Genomic DNA, 21,744 nt, shown 5'->3' on the forward strand with positions numbered 1-21,744 from the left:
GTTCTGCTTCTTTCCTAAAACAGTAGTGTTCTACTGTTTGATGGTCAGATCATGAACTAGTTTTTTTATTAAAGACTATGTTGAATCAAACGTTGGATTCTTTTTTGCAGCTCGTTTGCTTCTAATTCAGGCATTTCAGGCAACTTATGGCTGTCTGCAGCAGTTGAGATAATCAAAGACATTAGACCCATTTTTTGAGTTAAAGGACCTTTATTGGATTCGATGTTTTGAATCCGAATAAGCGGAATTGTGACTCTTTTTTTTATCAGGATGCCCGAAACAAAATCAATCTCATCATTTTTATATTCCACTTTCCAAGACTGATAATTTAACGTTGGCACAACATAAATGAGTAAAAATCCACCAATAATTGTTACTCCGATAGTGATATAAATACCCGCTTCAGGTAACGCAGTATTGGGCATGATTTGGAACAGAAAGTTATACAGTAAAGTAACGACCACTAAAGGAAGACTATTCATGAACCCGCGAATGCGCCATAGCTTCAATACTTGGGGATGAATCTTTGTTTCCAGTCCCATACTCTTTACTCCTCTCTGTTGTTAAAAACCAATTAAATATTCGTTCACAATCTGCTTCTTCTATAAAAGATAACTGTTTGACCTGGGCGGAATCTCCAAGTGCACTAGATACTTCTACTTTTCCTAAATGACTTTTCTTTAAGAAGGGTGTTTGTTTAACGGTTAGATTTAAGATTCGGTCTCTACGTAAATAAACCGTTTCTGTGCTGATGAATTTAGGCAATTGGAAGGTGATTTCTGCTTCTGAAAGAGTATAGCCTGTTCTTTTGTAACTTCGGTATCCATAAAGAATTGTCAACAAACTCATCACAGCTCCAATAATCCAGGCAAATGGCCATAAAATATAGGATACCAATAGTGATAAACTAATCCATATTAGTAGCGGAACTTGGATAAACCTTCTCCAAGAACGAAGGGGAACAACAGGTTGAGCCGGTTGGCAGATAAACTGCGGTACGATTTCTGCTCTTAAAACAGCCAATTGTTTTGTCTTGACGAGCGGCAGTAAAATGATTTCTCCCTTTTCAGTTGCTTCACTTGTATCTTTTTTATCCGCAACGTTTTCATCACTGGTGATACCTACCGAAAACGTCGTGTACCCTGCTAACTTTTGCACCCAATTCTGCTTTTCCCAAACACTTTGAATATTTGCTACCGCAATCGTCTGACTTTTGACCTCTAGTAATCCTTTTTCAATCGTTAGATAGTTATTCGTTACATCAACTTTGTATTCGAAATTTTTAATAATGGACAGCACACTTCCGATAAAAAACAAAAGCAGAAATACACCTATACTAAGCAACAAAATAGATACAATAGCCGTTTGGCTGACAAAAGTTCTTGCTTGGTCAAAAAGTGCGTCTGGAATGAGTTCGCCAAAAATATTTATCGCTCCAACAAATACGATAAAGCCTTTAATAACAGAACCGCCCATCACATTCATTTTAAGAATATCAACTAAACTCATCGTATAAACGGTTCGGGTCACGCCAGCTTTTTGTAATGAAAATCCGCTATGACGATCAATCTGTGGTTCTGTTGTACTTTTCCTCTCAGATACAAGAAAGGTTTCTTTTAGAAAGTGCAGTTGATTTGCCAATTGCAAGGCATTTTCTTTCGATAAAGCATCTAAAACAATACCTTTTCCTGGTGTTTTGATTTCCAGTTTAGTAGCATTGAAAAAACGGTGAACAATATCTTCACTGTAATCGATGCTTTGAATACGGGTGATTTGAACATCTTTTTCATTTTGAACAAATAGTCCACTTTTAACAACAAAGCGGTTGCCTTCAATCCAATAAGTTGTGCGAACAAATCGCAACACATCAGCTAAGTAAACTAAACCAAAAATCGTAATTGAAAGCACCGTTAAAATCAGTCCAAAACCATCTAATCTAGAACTTGAAAAGGCGAAGAAAATAATTGGCCAGATAAATGAAACCAAGCGACTGTAAGCAGTGGTCACCAGTGTTATCGGGTGTAGTTTTTTTTCATTATACATCTGATTTCACCGCCTTTATTTGTTCTATCAATTGACTTCTCAATTCTTCAGCCTCATGTTTAAGGAGTAAAGGAATCTCATGATTGGTTCCTGCGGTAAAAACTTCAATCATTTGTATGCCATATTTTTTAGTCAGGGGACCTTCTTTTACAACTACATGTTGGATGCGTTCAATGGGAATTAACGTTCTCTTTTTAAAAAACACGCCTTGCATGATTTCTAAATAAAGCGGATGCATTTCGTAGCGCACCGATTTTAATTTCAAATAAGGTAATAAGAATACACTGACTAAAAAATCCGCTACCGGTAAACTAATCCAAATTGCCATCAACCAGTTTGGCCAATCAAATCGCACTGTCAAGAACATTAAAACGCCAAAAAAAGCTAAGGTAAAAAAACTTTCAATAACATTTGTTGTTCGTTCATAGCGAATTACACTTTCATCTAACTTTTTTGTAGGCATTTCCTTATACATGATACTCACTCCTAACCAACTATCCTTTCATTGAGTGTATCATTATCTTGAAAAGAGTACTATCTTAATGTTTCGCTAAATGCATAGAACAACTGCTATTCTACTTGAACCACTCTCTTTTTATATTCCCAAATCCAATTTCCCATACCGTCAACTCTACAAACTAAGAAAACAATCTAAAAATAACCCGCCGACTAAATAATCTAGTTAGCGGGTTAACACCTTATTCAGATTGCATGATTTTTAATTTTTATCATGACTTAATTTGATTGCTTATAAATTCTGGAGGAATAAGATTACTTGTAGCCCTGTTAAGGATTCAAGCCTCAAACACAGCATTAATGCTCCAGCGATTATGCTTGTATTTGAGGTTTGAAAAATCTTAAGACCTAAGGCTTAAGACGGTCTCAGGGCTCTTACAAGCAAACCCGTCCGTCTATTCCATAAGAATTTTTTTGAAGCATCCACACCATTTATAAAAAATAGTAGTTCCTTTATTTCTACTGGTTTGAATAGGTTTATTCTGTTACGGGAACGACTGCCCCATCCCATTCTTCTAAGATGAAATCTTGTACTTCTTTAGATTTTAATACTTCAACCAATTTCAAAATAGCTGGATCTTCAGCATCTTCTGAGCGAACGGCAATAATGTTTGCATATGGTGAAGAAGAACTTTCAATAGCAATTGAGTCTTCAAGCGGGCTGATATCTTGATCCACAGCAAAGTTTGAATTGATAGCAATCAACTCTGCTTCATCTTGTTGGTACAATGTCGTCATCAAAGCTGGATCATTTTCGTATTCAAATTTCAAGTTCTTAGAATTTTTGTCAATATCGTCAAACGTAGCTGTGGTAAGATCCACACCATCTTTAATCGTTACAAGTCCGGCTTCTTGGAAAATTCCAATTATGCGTCCCCAGTCTGATTGGTTGTTGCTGACTAAGACAGTTGCACCATCTTCTACCTCATCTAAACTTTTATAACGTTGAGAAAAAATTGCTAAAGGTTCAATATGAATGCTTCCAGCATTCGCAAAATCATAGCCATTTTCTTCTACTGCTGCATCAAAAAATGGAATATGTTGAAAATAGTTAGCATCAATTTCGCCTTCATCTAAAGCCACATTCGGAATCACGTAGTCATTGTAAGTAGTGATATCCAGTTTGATGCCTTCTTCTTCAAGAATCGGTTCAGCAAATTCAAGAATTTCAGCATGTGGCACGTTGCTGGCTCCAATTTTGATTGTTGTATCTTCTGATCCTGAACCAGTCGATTCATTTTTGCTTTCTTCACTGCCACAAGCCGCTAACGTTAAGACTACCCCTGTTGTTACTAATGCTGATAAAAGTGTTTTCTTTTTCATCTTTAAATCCCCCTATTTTCTATTGTTTTAATAATTTAAATCCCCTATTTAAATTGCAGTGTTGCTATTTATCAGCTAATGATTTTTGTTTCTTTTCAGTTAGCTGTTATGCTGACTTACCGTTTATCGACTTTTTTGACAAGCACATCGCCAATAGCTTGGATGATAAAAACGATCACTAAGATAATCAATGTTGCGACTAGTGTTACAGCTGGCTGGCTACGTTGGAAACCATCAAGATACGCTAAGTTTCCTAAACCGCCTGCTCCAATTACACCTGCCATCGCTGTAGCACCAACTAAAGAAATCGTAGTAACTGTAATACCTGATACAATTGCTGGCAAACTTTCTGGAATCAAGACTTTGTAAATGATTTGCCATTTGCTGGCCCCCATAGCTTCAGCTGCTTCAACGACACCTTTATCGATCTCTCTAAAACCAATTTCAACCAGTCGTGCAAAGAATGGTGCTGATGAAAGAATCAATGCTGGTAATGCAGCTACCGGTCCAATAATGGATCCTACAAGCGTTTTTGTGACGGGAATCAACAGCACAATCAAAATGATAAATGGGATTGAACGGAAAACATTGACTAAAATAGCCACTACTCGGTACAGTATTTTGGCAAACACTGTATTTTTTCCATTTGTTTCATACAATAATAGCCCCAGCAATAATCCGGCAAAGAAAATGATTACGACTGATCCAAGTGTCATACTAATCGTTTCAATCGTTGCTTCTTGCATTTTTTCCCAATTGACTTCTGAAAAATCGAGGTACTCTGATAAAACACTGGCTCCAAAACTAAGCTTCGACAACATGTTCTACCACCTCGACTTCTACTTGTAATTTTCTTAACTCTTCAATAGCAATTTGTATTTTTTGACTTTCACCTGTTAGTTGAACATAAAGTGAACCAATTGCACCGTCTTGCGTTTGTTGAATGCTTCCTTGGATGATGCTTAAATCAACACCATCTTCTCGAACAATTTTTGACATAATTGGCATCTTAGCTTGTTTGCCATGGAACGTTAAGTGAACAATCTTTCCTTCAGGATATTCAGCTAATAACTCTTCAAAAATCAGATCCGTATCTTCGCTATCCGGATTTGAATCTTGGCGGATAAAACGTTTCGTTATTTCTTGTTGCGGTTTTTTGAAAACATCTATCACAGAGCCTTCTTCAACAATTTTTCCATTGTCCATAACTGCCACTTTATCACAGATTTTACGAATCACATGCATTTCATGCGTGATCAATACAATGGTTAAATTTAAGCGTTTATTGATATCTAATAATAAATCTAACACCTCATCCGTTGTCTGTGGATCAAGGGCACTTGTTGCTTCATCGCACAGCAATAACGTTGGATCATTAGCTAGTGCTCTTGCAATCCCAACACGTTGCTTTTGACCACCTGACAATTGTGAAGGATAAGCTTTTTCTCTTCCTTCCAGTCCTACCAAACCAATCAGTTCTTTTGCTTTAGCTTCACGTTCTTTTTTAGGCATTTTGGCTAATTCAAGCGGGAATAAAACATTTTCTTCTACCGTTCTTGACCACAATAGGTTGAAATGTTGAAAAATCATTCCGATTTTTTGACGTTCTTTTCTCAGGGATTTCCCCTTCAATTGTGAGATGACTTTCCCTTCAATAGCAACTGTACCATCTGTTGGCATTTCTAAGCCATTAAACATTCGAACCAACGTACTTTTTCCTGCTCCAGAATAACCGACGATACCATAAATTTCGCCATCTTTGACTGAGACATTGATATCTTTTACAGCTGTTAAACTGCCTTGTTTTGTTTGAAACACTTTTTTTACATTTTTTAATTCAATCACTTCAATCACCCCTCTCATTTCATTCAAATAAAAAAACTTTCGCCCTTATACTGAGCATACTTGCTTAGTATAAGGACGAAAGTTTCGACTTTTCGTGTTACCACCTTAATTTGTCAATTTATCACTAAATCAACCTCATACAGTACTTAAGTTTTTTTCAACTTTTTTATACTGTGGCACGTTATCGGGTGCACCCGGAATAGGCTTATGCAAAGCATTCACTTATTCTGCTCAAAGACCATCTTCGGTTCAACTTCCATTACCTTTTTTCAGCAAACAAGGCTCTCTATAAATGGTTATTACGAACGTACTCTTCTTATCATCGCGTTATTGATATTTAACATATTCTAACAGAGCTGTTTTTTTCTGTCAACTTTAATTCTTAAACTTCTGCTGACAATTTTTCAAAAGTACCAGGTTCCACATCTTTCACTTCAAGAATCCAGTTGTCTTTTTCATCTGTACTGTTTAATTTTTCCGGATTATCCGTTAACTCAGTATGAAATTGGACTACGACACCTGTTAAAGGAGACAACAATTCAGTAACTGCTTTTGCTCCTTCTACACCTAGTAATACATCGTTTTCTCTTACTTCAGCTAATGTGTTTGGTAATTCTACAAACATGACTTCACTCAAATCATCTTGACCTTTTTCAGATAAACCGATGCGGTAGTTGTCACCTTCTTTTAATACCCACAAACCATTTTCGCTGTATCTCATTTGTTGTTCCACGTTAACCGCTCCAATCGTTTTTTAGTTTCCATTCCACGTTGTTTCATAAACGTTTGCTTTAAAACCAAGTGTTGTTGTCTTTCCATCCGTCAGCAATGGACGCTTGATCAGCATGCCATCTGACGCCAATACTGCTGCACCTTCCGCTATACTCATACTGGGCACTTTGGATTTCAACCCTAATTCACGGTATCTATTCCCGCTGGTGTTGAAAAAACGGATGAGAGGCAAATCAGACTGCTCTATTAAACTCGTTAGAATTTCTTGCGTTGGCGGAGTCTCAATCATATTTATCGCCTGATAGTCTAACTCATGTTCATCTAACCATTTTCTAGCCGCCTTGCAAGTTGAACAAGTAGGATGTTGATAGAATGTAAGCAATTTTGTTCACTCCAATAACTGTATTTCGTTTATTTGAAATCTTCGTCTTCTTCAGAGAACATGTAGCTACGGTAATGGTACCTCATAGACATGATGAGTCCAACACCCATCATATTTCCTAACAACGCCGTTCCCCCTTGAGAAATAAACGGCAAAGGGATTCCTGTTAACGGAAGCAATCCAATACTCATACCAATATTTTCAAAAACGTGGAACAAAATCATCATGATAACACCTGTGGCAATATACGCATAAAATTCATTTTTCGTATCAAAGCAAATACGAATCATTTGGTAAATCAATAAGAAGTAAATGAAAATCAATATACAACTGCCAAGAAAACCAAAATTTTCTCCAATCGTTGAAAAAATCATATCCGACTCTCGAACCGGTACATAAACTTCTGATGTCCCAAATCCTTTACCAAACATTTTACCTGATCCAATCGCTTTTATACTTTGAATCAGTTGATAAGATGCTCCTCCTGAATCTCCATAAGGGTTCAACCAAGAGTCTATTCGAGAGAATTGATACGGTTTAAAACCTAATTGCAATAAAAAGTCACGATCGTATACGACTAAAGCAAGTAATGTTCCACCAAGTGCTGCAACTCCAGAAAATACTGGCAGAATGATTTTCCATGTAACTCCTGAAATCAGGACTAAGCCAATGATAATGGCAATGAATACCAGCGTAGAACCTAAGTCGTTTTGCAACATAACCAAGAACAACGGCGGTATAGAGGTTAACATAATTTTTCCTAGTAATAAGAAGTCGGCTTTAGAGTAATGGGTTGGGTAATCGCCATTGTGTTTTGTAACTACACGGGCGAGCATAAGGATAAAAGCCACTTTCATAATTTCCGAAGGCTGAAAGGTCAATCCACCTATCTTAAACCAGCTTTTTGCTCCGGTACTAAACTCAAGAGACCGATCATAGAAGAATAACACCAACACTAACAGAAAAAGCCCTACACCATAAGCTATCGGTGCTAGTTTCCATAACTGCTCCGAATCAAACTGCATAATAACAATAATGGCTACTGTACCCACTACGTACCAAATTACTTGCATCAATGTAGCACCAATCCCAGTGTTCCCAGTTAAATAAGTGGTTGAAAAGATAGTCGCAATACTAATAATTGCCAGCAACATGACGGATAAGATAATTCCGTAATCTATTTTTGTTTCTTTATTTTCTGTCATTTTTAAAATTCTCCTTGTGTCCTATCTATCAAAAAACTTCGTTATCAAACTCCATCCATTATATAAGAAAAACAACCTAAAAAAAAGCCTTGTCGCATTTCTTAGAAAAATCTTACAACGCTTCTTGGAGATTAGCGAATGAAGAAAAAAGAAACTAAGTCTTCACTCAGTTTCTTTTTGTTTTTCTACTGTTTTTACTTTTATTAATTTTTTATGTTGAATTGAATCCGAACTATCTGGATATTCTTTTTGCTTGTCATCTTTTTCAGCTTCTTCTTTCTCAAGCTTAACTTCATTAACTGATCTGCCCGTTTTGAATTCAAAGTAAATGGTATTGATCAGTCCACCTATTAATAAAATTATAGCCGATAAATAAAGCCACAACATCAAAACAATGAACACCCCAAAAGTGGCACTAGCGGCTGCTTCTCCTCCAGCATATTTAACATACAGTGTAAAGGCTTGAGATAAGATCAACCAACCTACTGTAGCAAATATAGCACCTGGAAGAGCATATTTAATGTGCAAACGGTGATTCGGTACTAAAAAATAAACCATAGTAATGACTAGAATTAAGACAACTAATAGAACTAACCATTTATAGCCAAAGACTTGCAGAATAAGGCTTAAATCAATTCCAATGAAATCTTGAATAAACAATAAAATTTGTTCCCCAAAAACAAAGATAAAAATTAATGCACCTACAATAGCCACAATGACTAATTGAACTAAGAATGATACTAATCGAACGATAATGAAGTTATTTCTTTTTTCAACGCCATAAACATCATTTAATACATTTTGTAACGCATTAAAAGCCTTACTAGCTGACCACAATGACGTGATTAACCCAATAGAAATAGCTCCACCACTCGAACTGCTCAGATAACTTTCTAGGACTGGTGCTAAGACATTATAAATATCTGGTGGGACAGCTGTTTCTAGCATTGGCAAAATATCTGAAGCATTTATCGGGAAAAGCGGAATAATATTTGCTATAACCAACAATATTGGGAATAGAGATAATAACGTGAAGTAAGCCAACTCAGCTGCATTTGATGAGACTTCCGCTCGTGCCCAATTGGGTTTTACTACTTCTATCAGAGACTTGAACTTATCTTTGAAAGAAGCTTGTTTTATACTCGTTGTCAAAACGACCACATCCTTTACTTTATGTATAAAAAAATCATAGCATAGATGGGTTTAAAAAGCTTTTAGGACGCTCTTTAAAGAAAGTGAAAATCTAAAAAACAACCCTATAGAAATAGGATTGTTTTTTAGATTTTCATTAATCAAACAGACTTACATTTGGTGTAAATTGTAGTCCATAATTAGTTTATTTATTCCTTCGTCGACAGATCTTACTTTAGACTCTGTTCCTGAGTTGGTCGTTACAGTAACGGTCTGGCCTTCTTCTTGTTGCAATTGACCAATTTTTTCATCATTCACATACAGTTCCAACTCAGTGAAACCTTCTCTATTATTAGGGGTTTCTTTTACTTCTACTTGAACTTTTTTATTTCCTTTTGACATGCGAATGCTCCTTTTTGCAGTTAGTTTCTCCATTAGTATACTGCATTTTAGGGGAAAATTCATTTATTTGTTTAGTTTACTATCATTTCTCAGTCAAAATCACTGACTAAATTAATTAAAAGAACCTAATGCTTCATGATATGGCAGGTTCAAAGACTCCGCAACTTCTTTTTTAGTCAGCTTTCCGTTCATGACATTGATACCTGTATAAATTGTTGAATTCTCTTTAGCTGCTTTGATCAATCCTTTGTTTGCAATTTCTACTGCGTAAGGAATCGTAACATTCGTTAAGGCTAAAGTTGACGTTTTAGGTACAGCTCCTGGCATATTTGCAACCGCATAATGAACAATGCCGTGTTTTACATATACAGGATTGTCATGTGTCGTCACTTCAGAAGCTGTTTCAACAATTCCACCTTGATCAACCGCTATATCAACGATAACTGAACCTTTTTCCATTTGTTTAACCATTTCCTCGGTTACAAGTGTTGGCGCTTTTGAACCTGGAATCAGAACAGCACCAATCACTAGATCTGCTTCTTTAACAGCTTTTGCGATATTGAATTCATTTGACATTAACGTGTTAATTTTATTCTCAAATAAATCATCTAACTCTCCAAGACGTTTTGGGTTTACATCTAAAATCGTTACTTCTGCTCCCAGACCGATAGCAATTTTAGCTGCGTTTGTTCCCGAAACTCCACCACCTATAATGGTTACTTTTCCTTTTTGAACACCGGGTACGCCTCCTAAAAGAATCCCTTTTCCTTGGTTGACACTTTCAAGAAACTCAGCACCAACTTGCGCAGCCATTCTGCCGGCAATTTGACTCATTGGTGTTAAAAGTGGCAATGTGCCATCTTTTCCAACCATTGTTTCATATCCAATAGCAGTAACGCCTTTGCTCATGAGTTCTTTGGTCAACTCTAACGCCGGAGCTAAATGCAAGTAAGTAAAAAGAATCATTCCTTTTTTAAAATACTTGTACTCACTAGGTATAGGTTCTTTCACTTTAATAATCATTTCAGCATTCCAAACTTCCGTAGCTTCTTCTAGTAAAATAGCTCCTGCTGATTGATATTCTTCATCTGTAAATCCAGCCGTCTTTCCTGCACTTACTTCTATCCTAACTTCATGTCCATGTTCTACAAGGCTATTTACACCTGCAGGCGATATAGCGACTCTGCTTTCATTATTTTTAATTTCTCTTGGTATCCCAATTTTCATAATTGACATCCTCCTATATTTTTTAGCGTTTTTCCAACTTTATAGTTCTATTGTAACGCTCAATGAGGTAGAACCCAACTATTTCGATGTATCCTTTTTTTTCAGCTTTTATTCATTAGACATATTTTGTTCATATAAAATACTGTTTTCAAAGTGTTTTTCAAAAGCTATTTTCATTTTGTTTGGAATGTTATATAATCAATTATTGTGATTACGGAGGTGTACTTTATGTTAATCGACATTAACGATGAATTTTTTAATGAGTTACATGATGTTTCAGACTCACTAGAGATGACGGTTGGAGAGTACTTAGAAAATCTCCATGAAAAAAATCAAAGCTTAAAAAACATTTTATTAGATGATAAAGAAGGATTTCAAGAATTCATAAAAGAATTCCATCTTATATTAGATGATTTATTTATCCTTAATCATGAAGCTTTGACTATTGTAAATGAAAATGAAAAGTCTGAAATAATGAAACCTGTATTTATAGAATTAATGAAAATGTCTAGTAGTGACATTACCGTATTGTCTAAATTATACGAAGTTTACCTTCAGTCATCTAAATCAGTCAGTCAATGAATATAACATATTTCCAATTATTTAAATGCAGTTTAACAGTCGAAAAAAACACATCTCAAAAAGATGTGTTTTTTTTCGATCTTGATTATCTGGCAAACTCGTTACGAGTAAAGTGTTGTAATTTTCGTTACATAAGAAAAATTTAGTCGATGAACTAAAGCATAAAACGTTAGGTGGTATAACGCTTATTCGTAAATACTAATTAACTTTAGGTTTAAGTAACAAAAAAATGCACCCAAAGCGAAATTTGGGTGCATTTTAAAGGCCTTCTATAAAAACACAATTCCATTAAAAGATCCCGTATCAGATTTACTTAATGATACGGGATTTTCGTTTTTATTTTTTTATACAGTAGTATCTTCTATTTCTGACTTTAATTCTTTAAACCATTTTAAGTTTACTAAATGATGAAAACGAGAATTTTCGTTCATGCGACGAAAATAATCAATTTTACCAGGTAATTCTTTTGTGTTAGCTAGGTATTCATCGAGAAGAGCCATTCGGGCTTCAGTTTGATCAATTTGTGACTGGATTAATTCTAATAATTTATTTGTATCAAATTCATCTGCAAAGAGTAAAGCCCCATAGAATTGTAAGTTTACATACTCAGCTTTAGTTCCATATTTGGTCATTAATTTTTCGAATTCTTCTATTCCTAAAGACGTGATTTTAAAGGGATGAATTTCACGACCATTTTTTGGACGTATTTGATGTATTTGTTCAATCAAACCTTTTTCTTCAAGTTGTTGTAAATTGTAATAAAATGATCCTTTAGTGAAGTTAACGATATATCTATACTGTTGTTTTTCCATTAAACTTAATAGTTCGTATCCATGAGCGCCAGGGTTTTGAATAAGTAAGCCAAGGATAAGTAAAGGAATCAAGGCTGCATTGCCTTTGCCATTCGTGCTTCGAATTCAGCGTATGTGATTTTACCAAGAGCCAAATTCATACTGTGAATATAAATTAGTTCAGTATTCGAATAGTTAGTGTTTATTTTTAGTGATTGATTTTCATCCGCAAAAGGCTCTACTATATGACACTTTTTTGAATATGCTTCGAAGTAGCGATAACCGAATTTCCTTTGAGAAACGGCGTTAAAATGAATGCCATCTGGATTGGCAGTTAGACCTTCTGCCGATACGAAATAACAATTTTGCTGCTCATGAGCGAATTTGCTTAATTGTTCATTGATTTCTTGAAACTCTGTTGAATACTTTCCAAATCCTGTTTTCCCTAAAAATTCACCAAGCCCACCAATAATTAATGGAACATCTTCAAGTTTTAATTCTTTTCTTAAAGTTTCAATGATAAAAGATAATTTCTCATAATAAGTTTCATGTAGTGAATTATTGCTATCACTTTCGCCTTGATGCCAAAGTATGCCACAGATTTCGCTAGACTCAAGTGCGAAACGAGCTTCAGATAAAGCATGTTGAAAAAGAGTACCTTGCGGATGCCAATCGTTCAAAGTACTGCCACCTTCCGCACAAGGAATCAAACCGATTTCATAATTTGGATGGGCTTTCGACCATGCATCTGCAAAAGATGCTGCTAAACTTACACCAGCAACAGGGCGGTCATAATTAACCGGCTCTGTCATCATTTGCCACTGACCGTTGCGAAGCATTTTTATTTTTTCATTATAGATAGGGTCTACTTCATGCAAGAAGCCACGACCTGCCATATTTGATTGCCCTAACATTAAAAAAGATTTTACCATTTAATTTTCATTCCTTCACTCAATAGTTTAATTAGACCTCAATATTATAGAGTCTAATTAGACTATCGTCAACTCACTGTATCTAGTAACTTTTTAACAAAATAACGATTAGGTCATACAGATGTTAAAAAGACTTTGAAAATCTAACTCTATACTCACGTTACAAAGGTAGGCACAATTGAAAAGTTCGATAATTTCATTAAAGGTAACCTTTAATTCTGGTTCTATAATATTTAGTGTTGGTGACTAAAAATCGCCAGCACTATTTTTCTATAAAATGATAAAAAAATAGAAACAAGCGAAAATCTCCGTTAGAATAAAGTTACGACACAACATTCAAAGGGAGGATTTTCACTTGTCTTAATCTCATTCTATACGACTTGCTTTAGATATTAAAGATAAAAATATCACTTTCGGGGAAAAATAATTGTTCTGAAAAACGAATTAAAGGAAAAAAACCAAAAGTTTTCTATGATAAATTAACGTATCATCCTACCCATTGCGCGAATTGTGGGATGGAAAATAACTCTTATTCTATTATTAAATATGGCTATAAAACCTCTCGAATAACGCTCAATAGCACAACCCACTACCCTACTTATTTAGAATTGAAGAAACAGCTTTTCTATTGTAAAGACTGTCAAACGACCTTTAGCGTATCAAGCGCCTGTATTGAGATATATTTAACAGCTGACTTATTTTACCCGATATGGTAAATATTATTTGCTATTATTCTCCAATATGATAATATATATTATATGACATGGTATATAAAAAAGACCCGTTGCAACCGAGTCTTTAACAGATTATAAATTGAGTTGAGCAACATTTCGATATTCATTTTAAAAATTTGATATTTTATTACGCACCTCTGAAACCCGACCAAGGAAATTCAGTGGTGTTTTTTGTTACTTATTTTTAGCAATTTTGTTCTTTTTCAAAAATAAAACAATGTTTAGCAATAGCAAAACAATGTCTAAGCAATCTTTGATTAAGTCCAATTTATCCAAATATTAATTATCCAATTCCTTAGAGTTCTAAGCATGTTATTTAATTTTCTGATATTGCCCAGCTCCTCACGTTCAAAAGTCGCTGTGGCTCAATTCTTGTCTGTAATAGCATTCTACTATGATTATCCCTTACTGGCAAATAAATAAATTACTATATGTAGTTGTTTTCCTATTGACATATTAAATTAACACTATATGTAGTGGTTCTAAAACTAGGGTTGTGAAAAAAAAGTATTAAGAACGTATATTTACCAATGTTTCAATGTATTTTTTGTTTAATTTTCACATATAAAAAATACATTGAATCTTTTTTTATATTTATTTTAAAAAACTACTCATCTTGCTCTAAAAGCCATATTTTGACGTTTTAAGGCTTTCTGCATATCTATCTACTCTTTTTTATAAGCTTATTTATTTAGCTTCATTATAGACCCATTATTTATCCTTTAGTGTTGTTTGTGCTGTAAGTCCTAATTTTGGGTAAACTCCTCCTAAGTGCTGAAAATTTTACCCAAATAATTTGGTATAAACATTAAAATCTTTTTACGCCAGTAAGCCCTCCCTGTCTGACAACCATCACAACATATCTTCAGATTATTTTTTGCAGTCAAGCCTTTAAAAACACTGCTACCACATCTGAGGATGGATATTTGTTATTGGATGGGAAAAGATCACTTCATTAAGCTACCTCCGTGTCATTTAGTTTCTAATAAGGCTGACTCCGCCTAATATCTTTCATTAATATCAAATGCTCACATCTTATAAAGTCTAGTACATCGGCTTGTGAGTGCCTTTAATGCCTCTGTAGGCAACTAGTATCAATCTAAAGAGTTTTTTGTTTGCTATTTAATTAGTTTTTTCTGTTGATCTTTTTATAAAAATCCCCTTAAACTTGTTACAACTTCTTCCGCATCAATGCCCAAATACTGCGTTGTAACCTCTAAAGACTTGTGTCCTAACGCTTGCTTTACTTATAAACACAACATCAGCTCTCTGTGACCTTAAATTCATTGCAAAACCACGTCTCAATGAGTGAGGATTGATATTTTTAATTTGATAATCTTTAGCTGCTTTGTACATAATTAAAGCCCCTGTAGCTAGTCTTAAATCAAAGAAACTAGTTAAATCCAACACATTTAACAGTTGCTGGAATTGTTCTGGTGTTGTCCCTGCTTTTTGACTTTGAGCGATTTTAATTCTTAGGTTTTTCCAAAATTTATCCTCAATCCAATTGTTTTCATACATGCGATTCAACAACGCTTTGAGAGCTTTTAACCTTATTTGGCACGTATTGTCTGATACATCCATATCTTGTAACCAGTCATAGATATCCGACTTAGTAAATTGGTGGACATATGTAGCACCGGTAAAAAAAGTAAATTCATCAAACCATTTTATATATTCTTTGACTGTTCTTTCTCTCGGCCCCTTCACTTCCATTTGATTGATTATTTCTTTTTTTGCTTCACAACTGTAATTGCTGTTATTCATTTTTTGAATGTCATATCTGCACCAATAACATGATTTAATTCATCAAAATTGGTGAGCGTATGGTAAACTTTTCTATTGTCTTTTCCCGAACCTTTTTTCATTTGTTCGACTCCCTCTCTAAAATCAAGCACAAAAAAGCTTCAGAACATTGATTTATCAACATTCTAAAGCTTTTAAGTTATTACATTTTATGGAGACGAGGGGAGTCGAACCCCTGTCCAAATATATCGGCACCCGGACATCTACGTTCATAGTTGTACTATTAAGGTTTCGCTCAGTATTAGCCGCACAACAGGCATCATATATCGCTAGTCTGATGATCTCTTCTAAAACTTGCAGACGGAAAGGTTTAGCGTATCCCACTTATTATAGGACCCTTGCTCGAGCACATGGGCGATACCGAGAGGATCTACACTAAGCTGTTATTACGCAGCTAAAGCGTAAGAGTTATTATTGTTTTTATCAGTTATATTTAACTGTAACGTTTTTACGTAGCCGTAACCTACGAAACGCCATCCAAGCTCGACCTATACCTGTCGATTCCGTAACGTCCCCTAAGTGATTGGGTTGTGTGTACAGAAAGAATGATTTAATACATAAATCATCTTAAGTTAACTCTCTAAGAGCATTATACCACATTTTAACGGAAAAGAAAATACGTTCGCTTCAATTGAACTGTATCAATAGATTGGATGAGTTTGGTTGATGATTGTTCTGTCTCATTTCTATTTACTTTAATCCTGTCCCATTAACTTTTTCAATACCGCTTTTTGAGCATGCAATCTATTTTCTGCTTCATCAAAAACTACTGAGTGGATACCATCAATCACTTCTGCCGTTACTTCTTCACCACGGTGTGCAGGTAAGCAATGCAAGAAAATAAAATCTTCTTTGGCATGATGAGTTAGCTCTGCATTCACCTGATAAGGCAGAAAGTGTGTTGTCCGTTCTGTTTCTTCCGCTTCCATTCCCATACTTGTCCAGACATCCGTTACTACAATATCGGCATTTGTTACTGCTTCAACCGGATCATAAGTAAATTGAATAGACGCTCCTGTTTGTTCTGCTTTAATTTTAACTTTTTTAAAAATAACTTCTAATGGTTCATATCCTTTTGGACTAGCTATAGTCATATTCATTCCCATAATGGCTGCCCCTTCCATTAGTGAATGAGGCATATTGTTATTTCCATCTCCTATGTAGGCTAAATTCAACCCTTTTAGTGCCCCTTTTTTTTCGTAAATGGTCATAAAATCAGCTAGAACTTGCATCGGATGATGTTCGTTAGTCAAGCCATTTATAATAGGAACAGTTGAATTTTCAGCAAACTCTTCAATTATTTCATGACCAAATGTTCGAATCATCAGTCCATCGACATAACGCGAAAGAACTTTAGCAGTATCCGCGATACTTTCGCCTCTCCCCAATTGAATATCTTTAGAACTTAAAAACAAGGCATGTCCGCCTAGTTGGGTCATTCCAACTTCAAAAGACACCCTTGTCCGTGTGGAAGACTTTTCGAAAATCATACCTAGTGTTTTTCCTTGTAAGTAAAGATGAGGAATACCTGCTTTAGTTTGTTCTTTCATAACGATTGCTTCCTCAATAAGCAACGTTACCTCTTTTTCTGTCAGATCAGCTACCTGTAAAATATTCTTTTGATACCCTTTCGATTTTGTTTCTGTCATGATGGATTTGCACTCACTTTCTTTTCGTTTTTCTCTTCTACGAGCTGCAATACGTAATCTAATTTGGTAATAAATTCATTTATTTCTTCAATTTCGACGGTTAAGGGTGGCAAAATACGCAAAACCCCTTGTCCAGCTGTTAAGGTTAAAATATGCTGCTCTTGCAATAACGTTACGAGTTTTTTTGCTTCCACATCTATTTCAATTCCTATAAGGAAACCGAGCCCTTTCACTTTTTTTATAACGCTAGAACGACTTGCCACTTGTTCTAATTGTTCCTGCAGATAAGCTGCTTTTTGTTGCACTTCTCTCAAAAATCCAGGTTTAACCATTGCCTGTAAAGTAGCTATTCCCGCCGTCGCTGCTAAGGGATTCCCACCAAATGTGGTCCCATGAGTTCCATGAGTAAAAGACGCAGCGATATGCTTTTTGGCTAACATAGCTCCAATTGGAAAACCAGATCCCAACCCTTTTGCTAAAGTCATTACATCCGGTTCAATACCATATTGTTCATACGCGAATAATGTTCCTGTTCTTCCCATCCCCGTTTGAACTTCATCGACCATCAATAGAATATCCTCTGTTCTGCAAATATTTTGTAACGCATGAAGCCATTCTTTTTGGGCTGGGTTAACCCCTCCCTCACCTTGCACCAACTCCAACAGTACTGCCGCTGTTTTACCATTAGGAATTTTTTCCAAATCAGACAGTTCATTAAAGGCTAACGTTCGTACGCCAGGCATCAAAGGTGTATATCCAGTCTGGACCTTTTCTTGCCCCGTTACGGACATTGTAGCGTAAGTTCTTCCATGAAAGGATTCTTTAAAAGATACAACCGATGTACGTTCTGGATGCCCATGATCTTTTGCATATTTGCGCGCGATTTTCAATGCTGCTTCATTTGCTTCTGCTCCACTATTGCAAAAAAAGACTTGGTCAAATAAAGAATGTTGAACGAGTCCTTTAGCTAGTTCTGTTTGAGAAGGAATCGTGTACAAATTAGAACAATGCCAAAGAGTATCTACTTGTTGGTGCAATTTTTGTGTGATTTGATCAGGAACATGACCTAAGTTACAAGTTGCAATGCCCGATGTGAAATCTAAGTACATCTCATTTTTCTCATTCCATACATGCGTCCCTTTGCCTTTTAGAACTGTAATCGGAAAACGCGCATACGTTGCCATCAGAGCAGATGGTTTATTTTCTTTAGACATACGCCGCTTCCTCCTTATAAACAAATTTTGTTCCCACTTGATTTCCTTTTAAATAACTCGCAATGTCTTCTGGTTCTAAGCCATTAAGAATAACTGCTTGTTTCATTTGGATAGACAGGCTTCCAATTGCTGAACGTACTTTAGGAATCATTCCATCAGTAATGATTTCATCTTTAATCAGTTGTTCAGCTTCTCCTTTCGTTAATGAAGAATATATTTTCAGTTCATTCTTCTTTCGCTTCATGACGCCAGGAACGTTGCTGATAAAAGCTAACTTACCACCTAAAGCTTTTGCAACCGCCGACGCTGCCATATCTCCATTGACATTATAATGCTGTCCCGTCTCATCCATTCCAATAGGCGAAATGACTGGAATAACGTTGTTTTCGAGTAAGTTCATTAGAAAATCAGTATTAACTTCAGTAACTTCTCCCACAAATCCAATAGCTTCTGTTGTCTGAATAGGGATTACCTTCAGTAAACCATGATCAATACCACTCAACCCAATAGCTTGCAGTTGTTGGATTTGACATTGAGTAACAATCTCATTATTAATTGAACCACTTAAAACCATTTCCACTACTTGCAAGACTTCCGTTGTCGTTACGCGCAATCCATTGATGAAGGTTGTAGGAATGTCTAATTTCTTTAATAAGTCATTTATCATTGGTCCACCACCATGAACAATCACCGGATAACATTTTTTTGTCTGCTGCAAATGAGCAATTGTTTTGTAGAAAGACTCTGGTAATTTGTCTTGTATACTGCCACCGATTTTCATAATTAAGATATCCATTTTCTCACCTCATGTCCGATACGATGAATTAATACGAATGTAATCATAGGTCAGATCGCAGCCCCATGCTGTTGCTGTTTGAACGCCTTGTTGTAAATCAATCGACAACTTTACCTCGTCTTTTATTAAAGTAAGCATGACCGCTTCTTCATCGAAGGGAATACCTATTCCTTTTTCAACAACTGCTGTATCGCCAATTAAAATTTTTACGCATGCCGGTTCAATTTTTTGATTGCTGTATCCAATGGCTGATATAATCCTTCCCCAATTGGCATCTGAGCCGTACATCGCAGTTTTAACTAAATTTGAAGAAATGACTGTTTTGGCAATAGCTCGAGCAGCTTCTAGTGTTTCGGCTCCTAAAACCTCTACTTCGATTAATTTGGTAGCTCCTTCTCCATCACGTGCAATAGATTTAGCCAGTATCTTGCAAACGTATTGAAAACCTGCCATAAATTTAGTCCATTGTGGATGACTTTTAGTTAATACGCTATTTCCTTGTGTGCCATTTGCCAGAGCAAGGACCATATCGTTCGTACTTGAGTCTCCATCAACTGTGATCATATTAAACGTCTGATTAGTCGTAGATTTCAGCGCGTATTCCAAACTTTCACTATCAACAACAGCATCTGTTGTAATAAAACCTAGCATTGTCGCCATATTAGGATGAATCATGCCAGACCCTTTTGCAGCTCCACCAATGGTAATCATCTTCCCATCAATTTCCAGTTCAATCGCAATGTGTTTGGTTTCAATATCAGTCGTTAAAATAGCCCGTTCAAAGTTTGTTACCTTTTGACACAGTGGGTCATTCAAGTACTGGATACCTTTCTTGATAGGTTCAAAGGGCAACGGAACACCAATGATTCCTGTAGAAGCAATCGCTACTAAATGCTCATCGATGCCCTTTTCATAAGCTACAAGTTCGGCAGTTGCTTGAGCTTTTAATAACCCATCCTCGCCGGTACAAGAATTAGCATTACCAGAATTCACCACTATTGTTTGGATTTTTTGGGCTTTATCTACATGTTGTTTGGTTAGTTTAAGTGGAGCAGCTTGAAAACTGTTTAGGGTATAAACACCTGCCGCAGTCGCTGGAATCTCAGAATGAATCCAGCCGAAATCAAGCGCTGATTTGCGTAAACCAGTATGTACACCTCCAGCGGTAAAACCTTTTGGCGAGGTCACATGACCGTCCTCTACTATATGAATTGTTTGTATGGGTTGTTTTATATGGGTCAACATTATTTATCTCCTCACTTTTTTAAGGGTATATTGGGCTATTCTCTAGTCCTTCTTGAATAGGCCAGTCATTCATCAAATTCATATTTTGGATTGCTTGGCCGGCTGCTCCTTTAACCAAATTATCTATCGCTGTAACGATGATCAACTGTTGGGTTCGCTCATCTACATGAATACCAATAGCAACATAATTGCTTCCAATAACTTGTTTTGTTTGCGGTAGTGAACCTAGCGGATGAAGTCGAATAAATGGATCTTTTTCATAAAATTCTTGATACAATTGCCATATTTCTTTTGCTGTTTTTGATTGGTTTAGCGGTACATACATGGTGCATAAGAGACCTCTAGTCATTGGAACCAAATGAGTCGTTAACGTTACGTTTATTTCCTCACCCGCTTCTTTTGATAGATAATACTCAATTTCAGGTGTATGCTGGTGCTCTCCAAATTTATAAGGAATGAGTGATTCATTCATTTCTGAAAAATGCGTCATACTCGAGAGTGTACGTCCTGCCCCTGAAGTACCACTTTTAGCATCAATAATGATTCCTTTTTTTGTGACTAATCCAGTTTTAATAATAGGAATTAATCCCAATAAAGCCGCGGTTGAATAACATCCTGGATTAGAAATAAAGACCGCTTTTTTTATTTCTTCTGGATAAATTTCAGCTAATCCAAACGTGGCTTTTTCTTGTATGTCACTTTCCGGAGCTATTTTTTTGTACCATTTCTCATAATCTTTTTTTAGCAATCTAAAATCCCCACTTAAATCAACACATTGCAAAGACGTTTTTAAAACATCCGGAATCAACTCCTTGCTGATACCCGCTGGAGTTGCGAAAAATAACAAATCCACTTCTTTTTCCAAGTATGAAAGATCGTATTCAATTAAAGGTTTTTCCATACTATTTTTTAGATGAGGATATAAATCGCTTAACAACTCCCCGTAATGAGAATGCGAAATAATTTCCGTAACGGTTACATACGGATGATGGTTTAATAAACGGATAAGCTCTAAAGCGCTATATCCCGTTGCACCAATAATAGCCACTTTCATCATTCCTTAACCTTCTTTCATGTAATTTTAATTATTATCAGTATAACAAAAAGTATTATTTATGCAACTAAAAAGATAAAATTAATTAATTTATACATATATTATACTTTTAATGTATATATAATGTATAATAAC

General features: G+C 35.7%; 22 protein-coding genes, 1 other RNA gene and 1 other annotated feature. Of the genes, 2 read left to right on the top strand and 21 right to left on the bottom strand.

Annotated features, from left to right (window positions below; translation table 11 throughout):
* Positions 1–68: 68 nt before the first annotated feature.
* The 12 genes from CAT7_RS01890 to ald form a co-directional block, all read right to left on the bottom strand.
* Positions 69–542: a PH domain-containing protein gene (locus tag CAT7_RS01890; protein WP_232208099.1), complete on the bottom strand. Its 474-nt coding sequence runs from the start codon at positions 540–542 to the stop codon at positions 69–71.
* The gene (locus tag CAT7_RS01895) at positions 475–2,043 is read right to left on the bottom strand and encodes a PH domain-containing protein (RefSeq protein ID WP_007721397.1); all 1,569 of its coding nucleotides are present in this window, start codon (positions 2,041–2,043) and stop codon (positions 475–477) included. The genes CAT7_RS01890 and CAT7_RS01895 overlap by 68 nt, the downstream gene beginning before the upstream one ends.
* Positions 2,036–2,518, bottom strand: a complete 483-nt coding sequence (locus tag CAT7_RS01900) for a PH domain-containing protein (protein WP_007721403.1) — start codon at positions 2,516–2,518, stop codon at positions 2,036–2,038. The genes CAT7_RS01895 and CAT7_RS01900 overlap by 8 nt, the downstream gene beginning before the upstream one ends.
* A 518-nt stretch (positions 2,519–3,036) precedes the next feature.
* On the bottom strand, positions 3,037–3,882 hold the full coding sequence (locus CAT7_RS01905; RefSeq protein WP_007721404.1) for a MetQ/NlpA family ABC transporter substrate-binding protein: 846 nt from the start codon (positions 3,880–3,882) through the stop codon (positions 3,037–3,039).
* A 116-nt stretch (positions 3,883–3,998) separates the two neighbouring features.
* On the bottom strand, positions 3,999–4,703 hold the full coding sequence (locus CAT7_RS01910; protein WP_007721406.1) for a methionine ABC transporter permease: 705 nt from the start codon (positions 4,701–4,703) through the stop codon (positions 3,999–4,001).
* The gene (locus CAT7_RS01915) at positions 4,687–5,727 is read right to left on the bottom strand and encodes a methionine ABC transporter ATP-binding protein (protein ID WP_007721408.1); all 1,041 of its coding nucleotides are present in this window, start codon (positions 5,725–5,727) and stop codon (positions 4,687–4,689) included. The genes CAT7_RS01910 and CAT7_RS01915 overlap by 17 nt, the downstream gene beginning before the upstream one ends.
* Positions 5,728–5,795: 68 nt before the next feature.
* Positions 5,796–6,059 (bottom strand) — a binding site (T-box leader).
* A 50-nt stretch (positions 6,060–6,109) separates the two neighbouring features.
* Positions 6,110–6,460 (bottom strand): glycine cleavage system protein H, encoded by a 351-nt coding sequence (locus CAT7_RS01920; protein WP_007721421.1) that lies wholly within the window; start codon positions 6,458–6,460, stop codon positions 6,110–6,112.
* A 21-nt stretch (positions 6,461–6,481) separates the two neighbouring features.
* Positions 6,482–6,841 carry an arsenate reductase family protein gene (locus CAT7_RS01925; RefSeq protein WP_007721423.1) on the bottom strand — a complete coding sequence of 120 codons (360 nt, stop codon included), beginning with the start codon at positions 6,839–6,841 and terminating at the stop codon, positions 6,482–6,484.
* 29 nt (positions 6,842–6,870) lie between these two features.
* Entirely contained in the window at positions 6,871–8,046 is a 1,176-nt protein-coding gene (locus CAT7_RS01930; RefSeq protein ID WP_007721425.1) for an FtsW/RodA/SpoVE family cell cycle protein, read from the bottom strand.
* 162 nt (positions 8,047–8,208) lie between these two features.
* Positions 8,209–9,207 (bottom strand): YihY/virulence factor BrkB family protein, encoded by a 999-nt coding sequence (locus CAT7_RS01935; RefSeq protein WP_156780498.1) that lies wholly within the window; start codon positions 9,205–9,207, stop codon positions 8,209–8,211.
* A gap of 141 nt (positions 9,208–9,348) precedes the next feature.
* Positions 9,349–9,579 carry a DUF2969 family protein gene (locus CAT7_RS01940; protein WP_007721429.1) on the bottom strand — a complete coding sequence of 77 codons (231 nt, stop codon included), beginning with the start codon at positions 9,577–9,579 and terminating at the stop codon, positions 9,349–9,351.
* A gap of 111 nt (positions 9,580–9,690) precedes the next feature.
* Positions 9,691–10,806 (bottom strand): alanine dehydrogenase, encoded by a 1,116-nt coding sequence (gene ald / locus CAT7_RS01945; protein WP_007721430.1) that lies wholly within the window; start codon positions 10,804–10,806, stop codon positions 9,691–9,693.
* 228 nt (positions 10,807–11,034) lie between these two features.
* Here ald and CAT7_RS01950 point away from each other — a divergent pair, with 228 nt between their 5' ends.
* Positions 11,035–11,388: a hypothetical protein gene (locus CAT7_RS01950; protein ID WP_007721431.1), complete on the top strand. Its 354-nt coding sequence runs from the start codon at positions 11,035–11,037 to the stop codon at positions 11,386–11,388.
* A gap of 344 nt (positions 11,389–11,732) precedes the next feature.
* Here the strand turns inward: CAT7_RS01950 and CAT7_RS01955 are convergent, their stop codons facing one another.
* Positions 11,733–12,272, bottom strand: a complete 540-nt coding sequence (locus CAT7_RS01955) for a PadR family transcriptional regulator (protein ID WP_007721433.1) — start codon at positions 12,270–12,272, stop codon at positions 11,733–11,735.
* The gene (locus CAT7_RS01960) at positions 12,269–13,111 is read right to left on the bottom strand and encodes a sialate O-acetylesterase (protein ID WP_007721435.1); all 843 of its coding nucleotides are present in this window, start codon (positions 13,109–13,111) and stop codon (positions 12,269–12,271) included. The genes CAT7_RS01955 and CAT7_RS01960 overlap by 4 nt, the downstream gene beginning before the upstream one ends.
* A gap of 443 nt (positions 13,112–13,554) precedes the next feature.
* Between CAT7_RS01960 and CAT7_RS12660 the strand changes: the two genes are divergently transcribed.
* Entirely contained in the window at positions 13,555–13,827 is a 273-nt protein-coding gene (locus tag CAT7_RS12660; protein WP_442852114.1) for a transposase family protein, read from the top strand.
* A gap of 1,206 nt (positions 13,828–15,033) precedes the next feature.
* Here CAT7_RS12660 and CAT7_RS12350 read toward each other — a convergent pair.
* The 7 genes from CAT7_RS12350 to argC form a co-directional block, all read right to left on the bottom strand.
* Positions 15,034–15,612 carry a phage integrase N-terminal SAM-like domain-containing protein gene (locus tag CAT7_RS12350; protein ID WP_007721436.1) on the bottom strand — a complete coding sequence of 193 codons (579 nt, stop codon included), beginning with the start codon at positions 15,610–15,612 and terminating at the stop codon, positions 15,034–15,036.
* Between the two features lie 188 nt (positions 15,613–15,800).
* Positions 15,801–16,167, bottom strand: a transfer-messenger RNA (tmRNA) gene (ssrA, locus tag CAT7_RS12110).
* Between the two features lie 179 nt (positions 16,168–16,346).
* Positions 16,347–17,300 (bottom strand): ornithine carbamoyltransferase, encoded by a 954-nt coding sequence (argF, locus tag CAT7_RS01970; RefSeq protein ID WP_007721440.1) that lies wholly within the window; start codon positions 17,298–17,300, stop codon positions 16,347–16,349.
* Positions 17,297–18,514: an acetylornithine transaminase gene (locus CAT7_RS01975; protein WP_007721442.1), complete on the bottom strand. Its 1,218-nt coding sequence runs from the start codon at positions 18,512–18,514 to the stop codon at positions 17,297–17,299. The genes argF and CAT7_RS01975 overlap by 4 nt, the downstream gene beginning before the upstream one ends.
* Positions 18,507–19,310 (bottom strand): acetylglutamate kinase, encoded by an 804-nt coding sequence (gene argB / locus CAT7_RS01980; RefSeq protein ID WP_007721444.1) that lies wholly within the window; start codon positions 19,308–19,310, stop codon positions 18,507–18,509. Before argB ends, CAT7_RS01975 begins: the two co-directional genes overlap by 8 nt.
* Positions 19,311–19,319: 9 nt before the next feature.
* Positions 19,320–20,555: a bifunctional glutamate N-acetyltransferase/amino-acid acetyltransferase ArgJ gene (gene argJ, locus CAT7_RS01985; RefSeq protein ID WP_007721446.1), complete on the bottom strand. Its 1,236-nt coding sequence runs from the start codon at positions 20,553–20,555 to the stop codon at positions 19,320–19,322.
* 19 nt (positions 20,556–20,574) lie between these two features.
* Entirely contained in the window at positions 20,575–21,612 is a 1,038-nt protein-coding gene (gene argC / locus CAT7_RS01990) for an N-acetyl-gamma-glutamyl-phosphate reductase (protein ID WP_007721448.1), read from the bottom strand.
* Positions 21,613–21,744: the final 132 nt, after the last annotated feature.

This window comes from Carnobacterium sp. AT7 (assembly GCF_000171855.1).
In the GTDB taxonomy this organism is placed as follows: Bacteria; Bacillota; Bacilli; order Lactobacillales; family Carnobacteriaceae; genus Carnobacterium_B; species Carnobacterium_B jeotgali.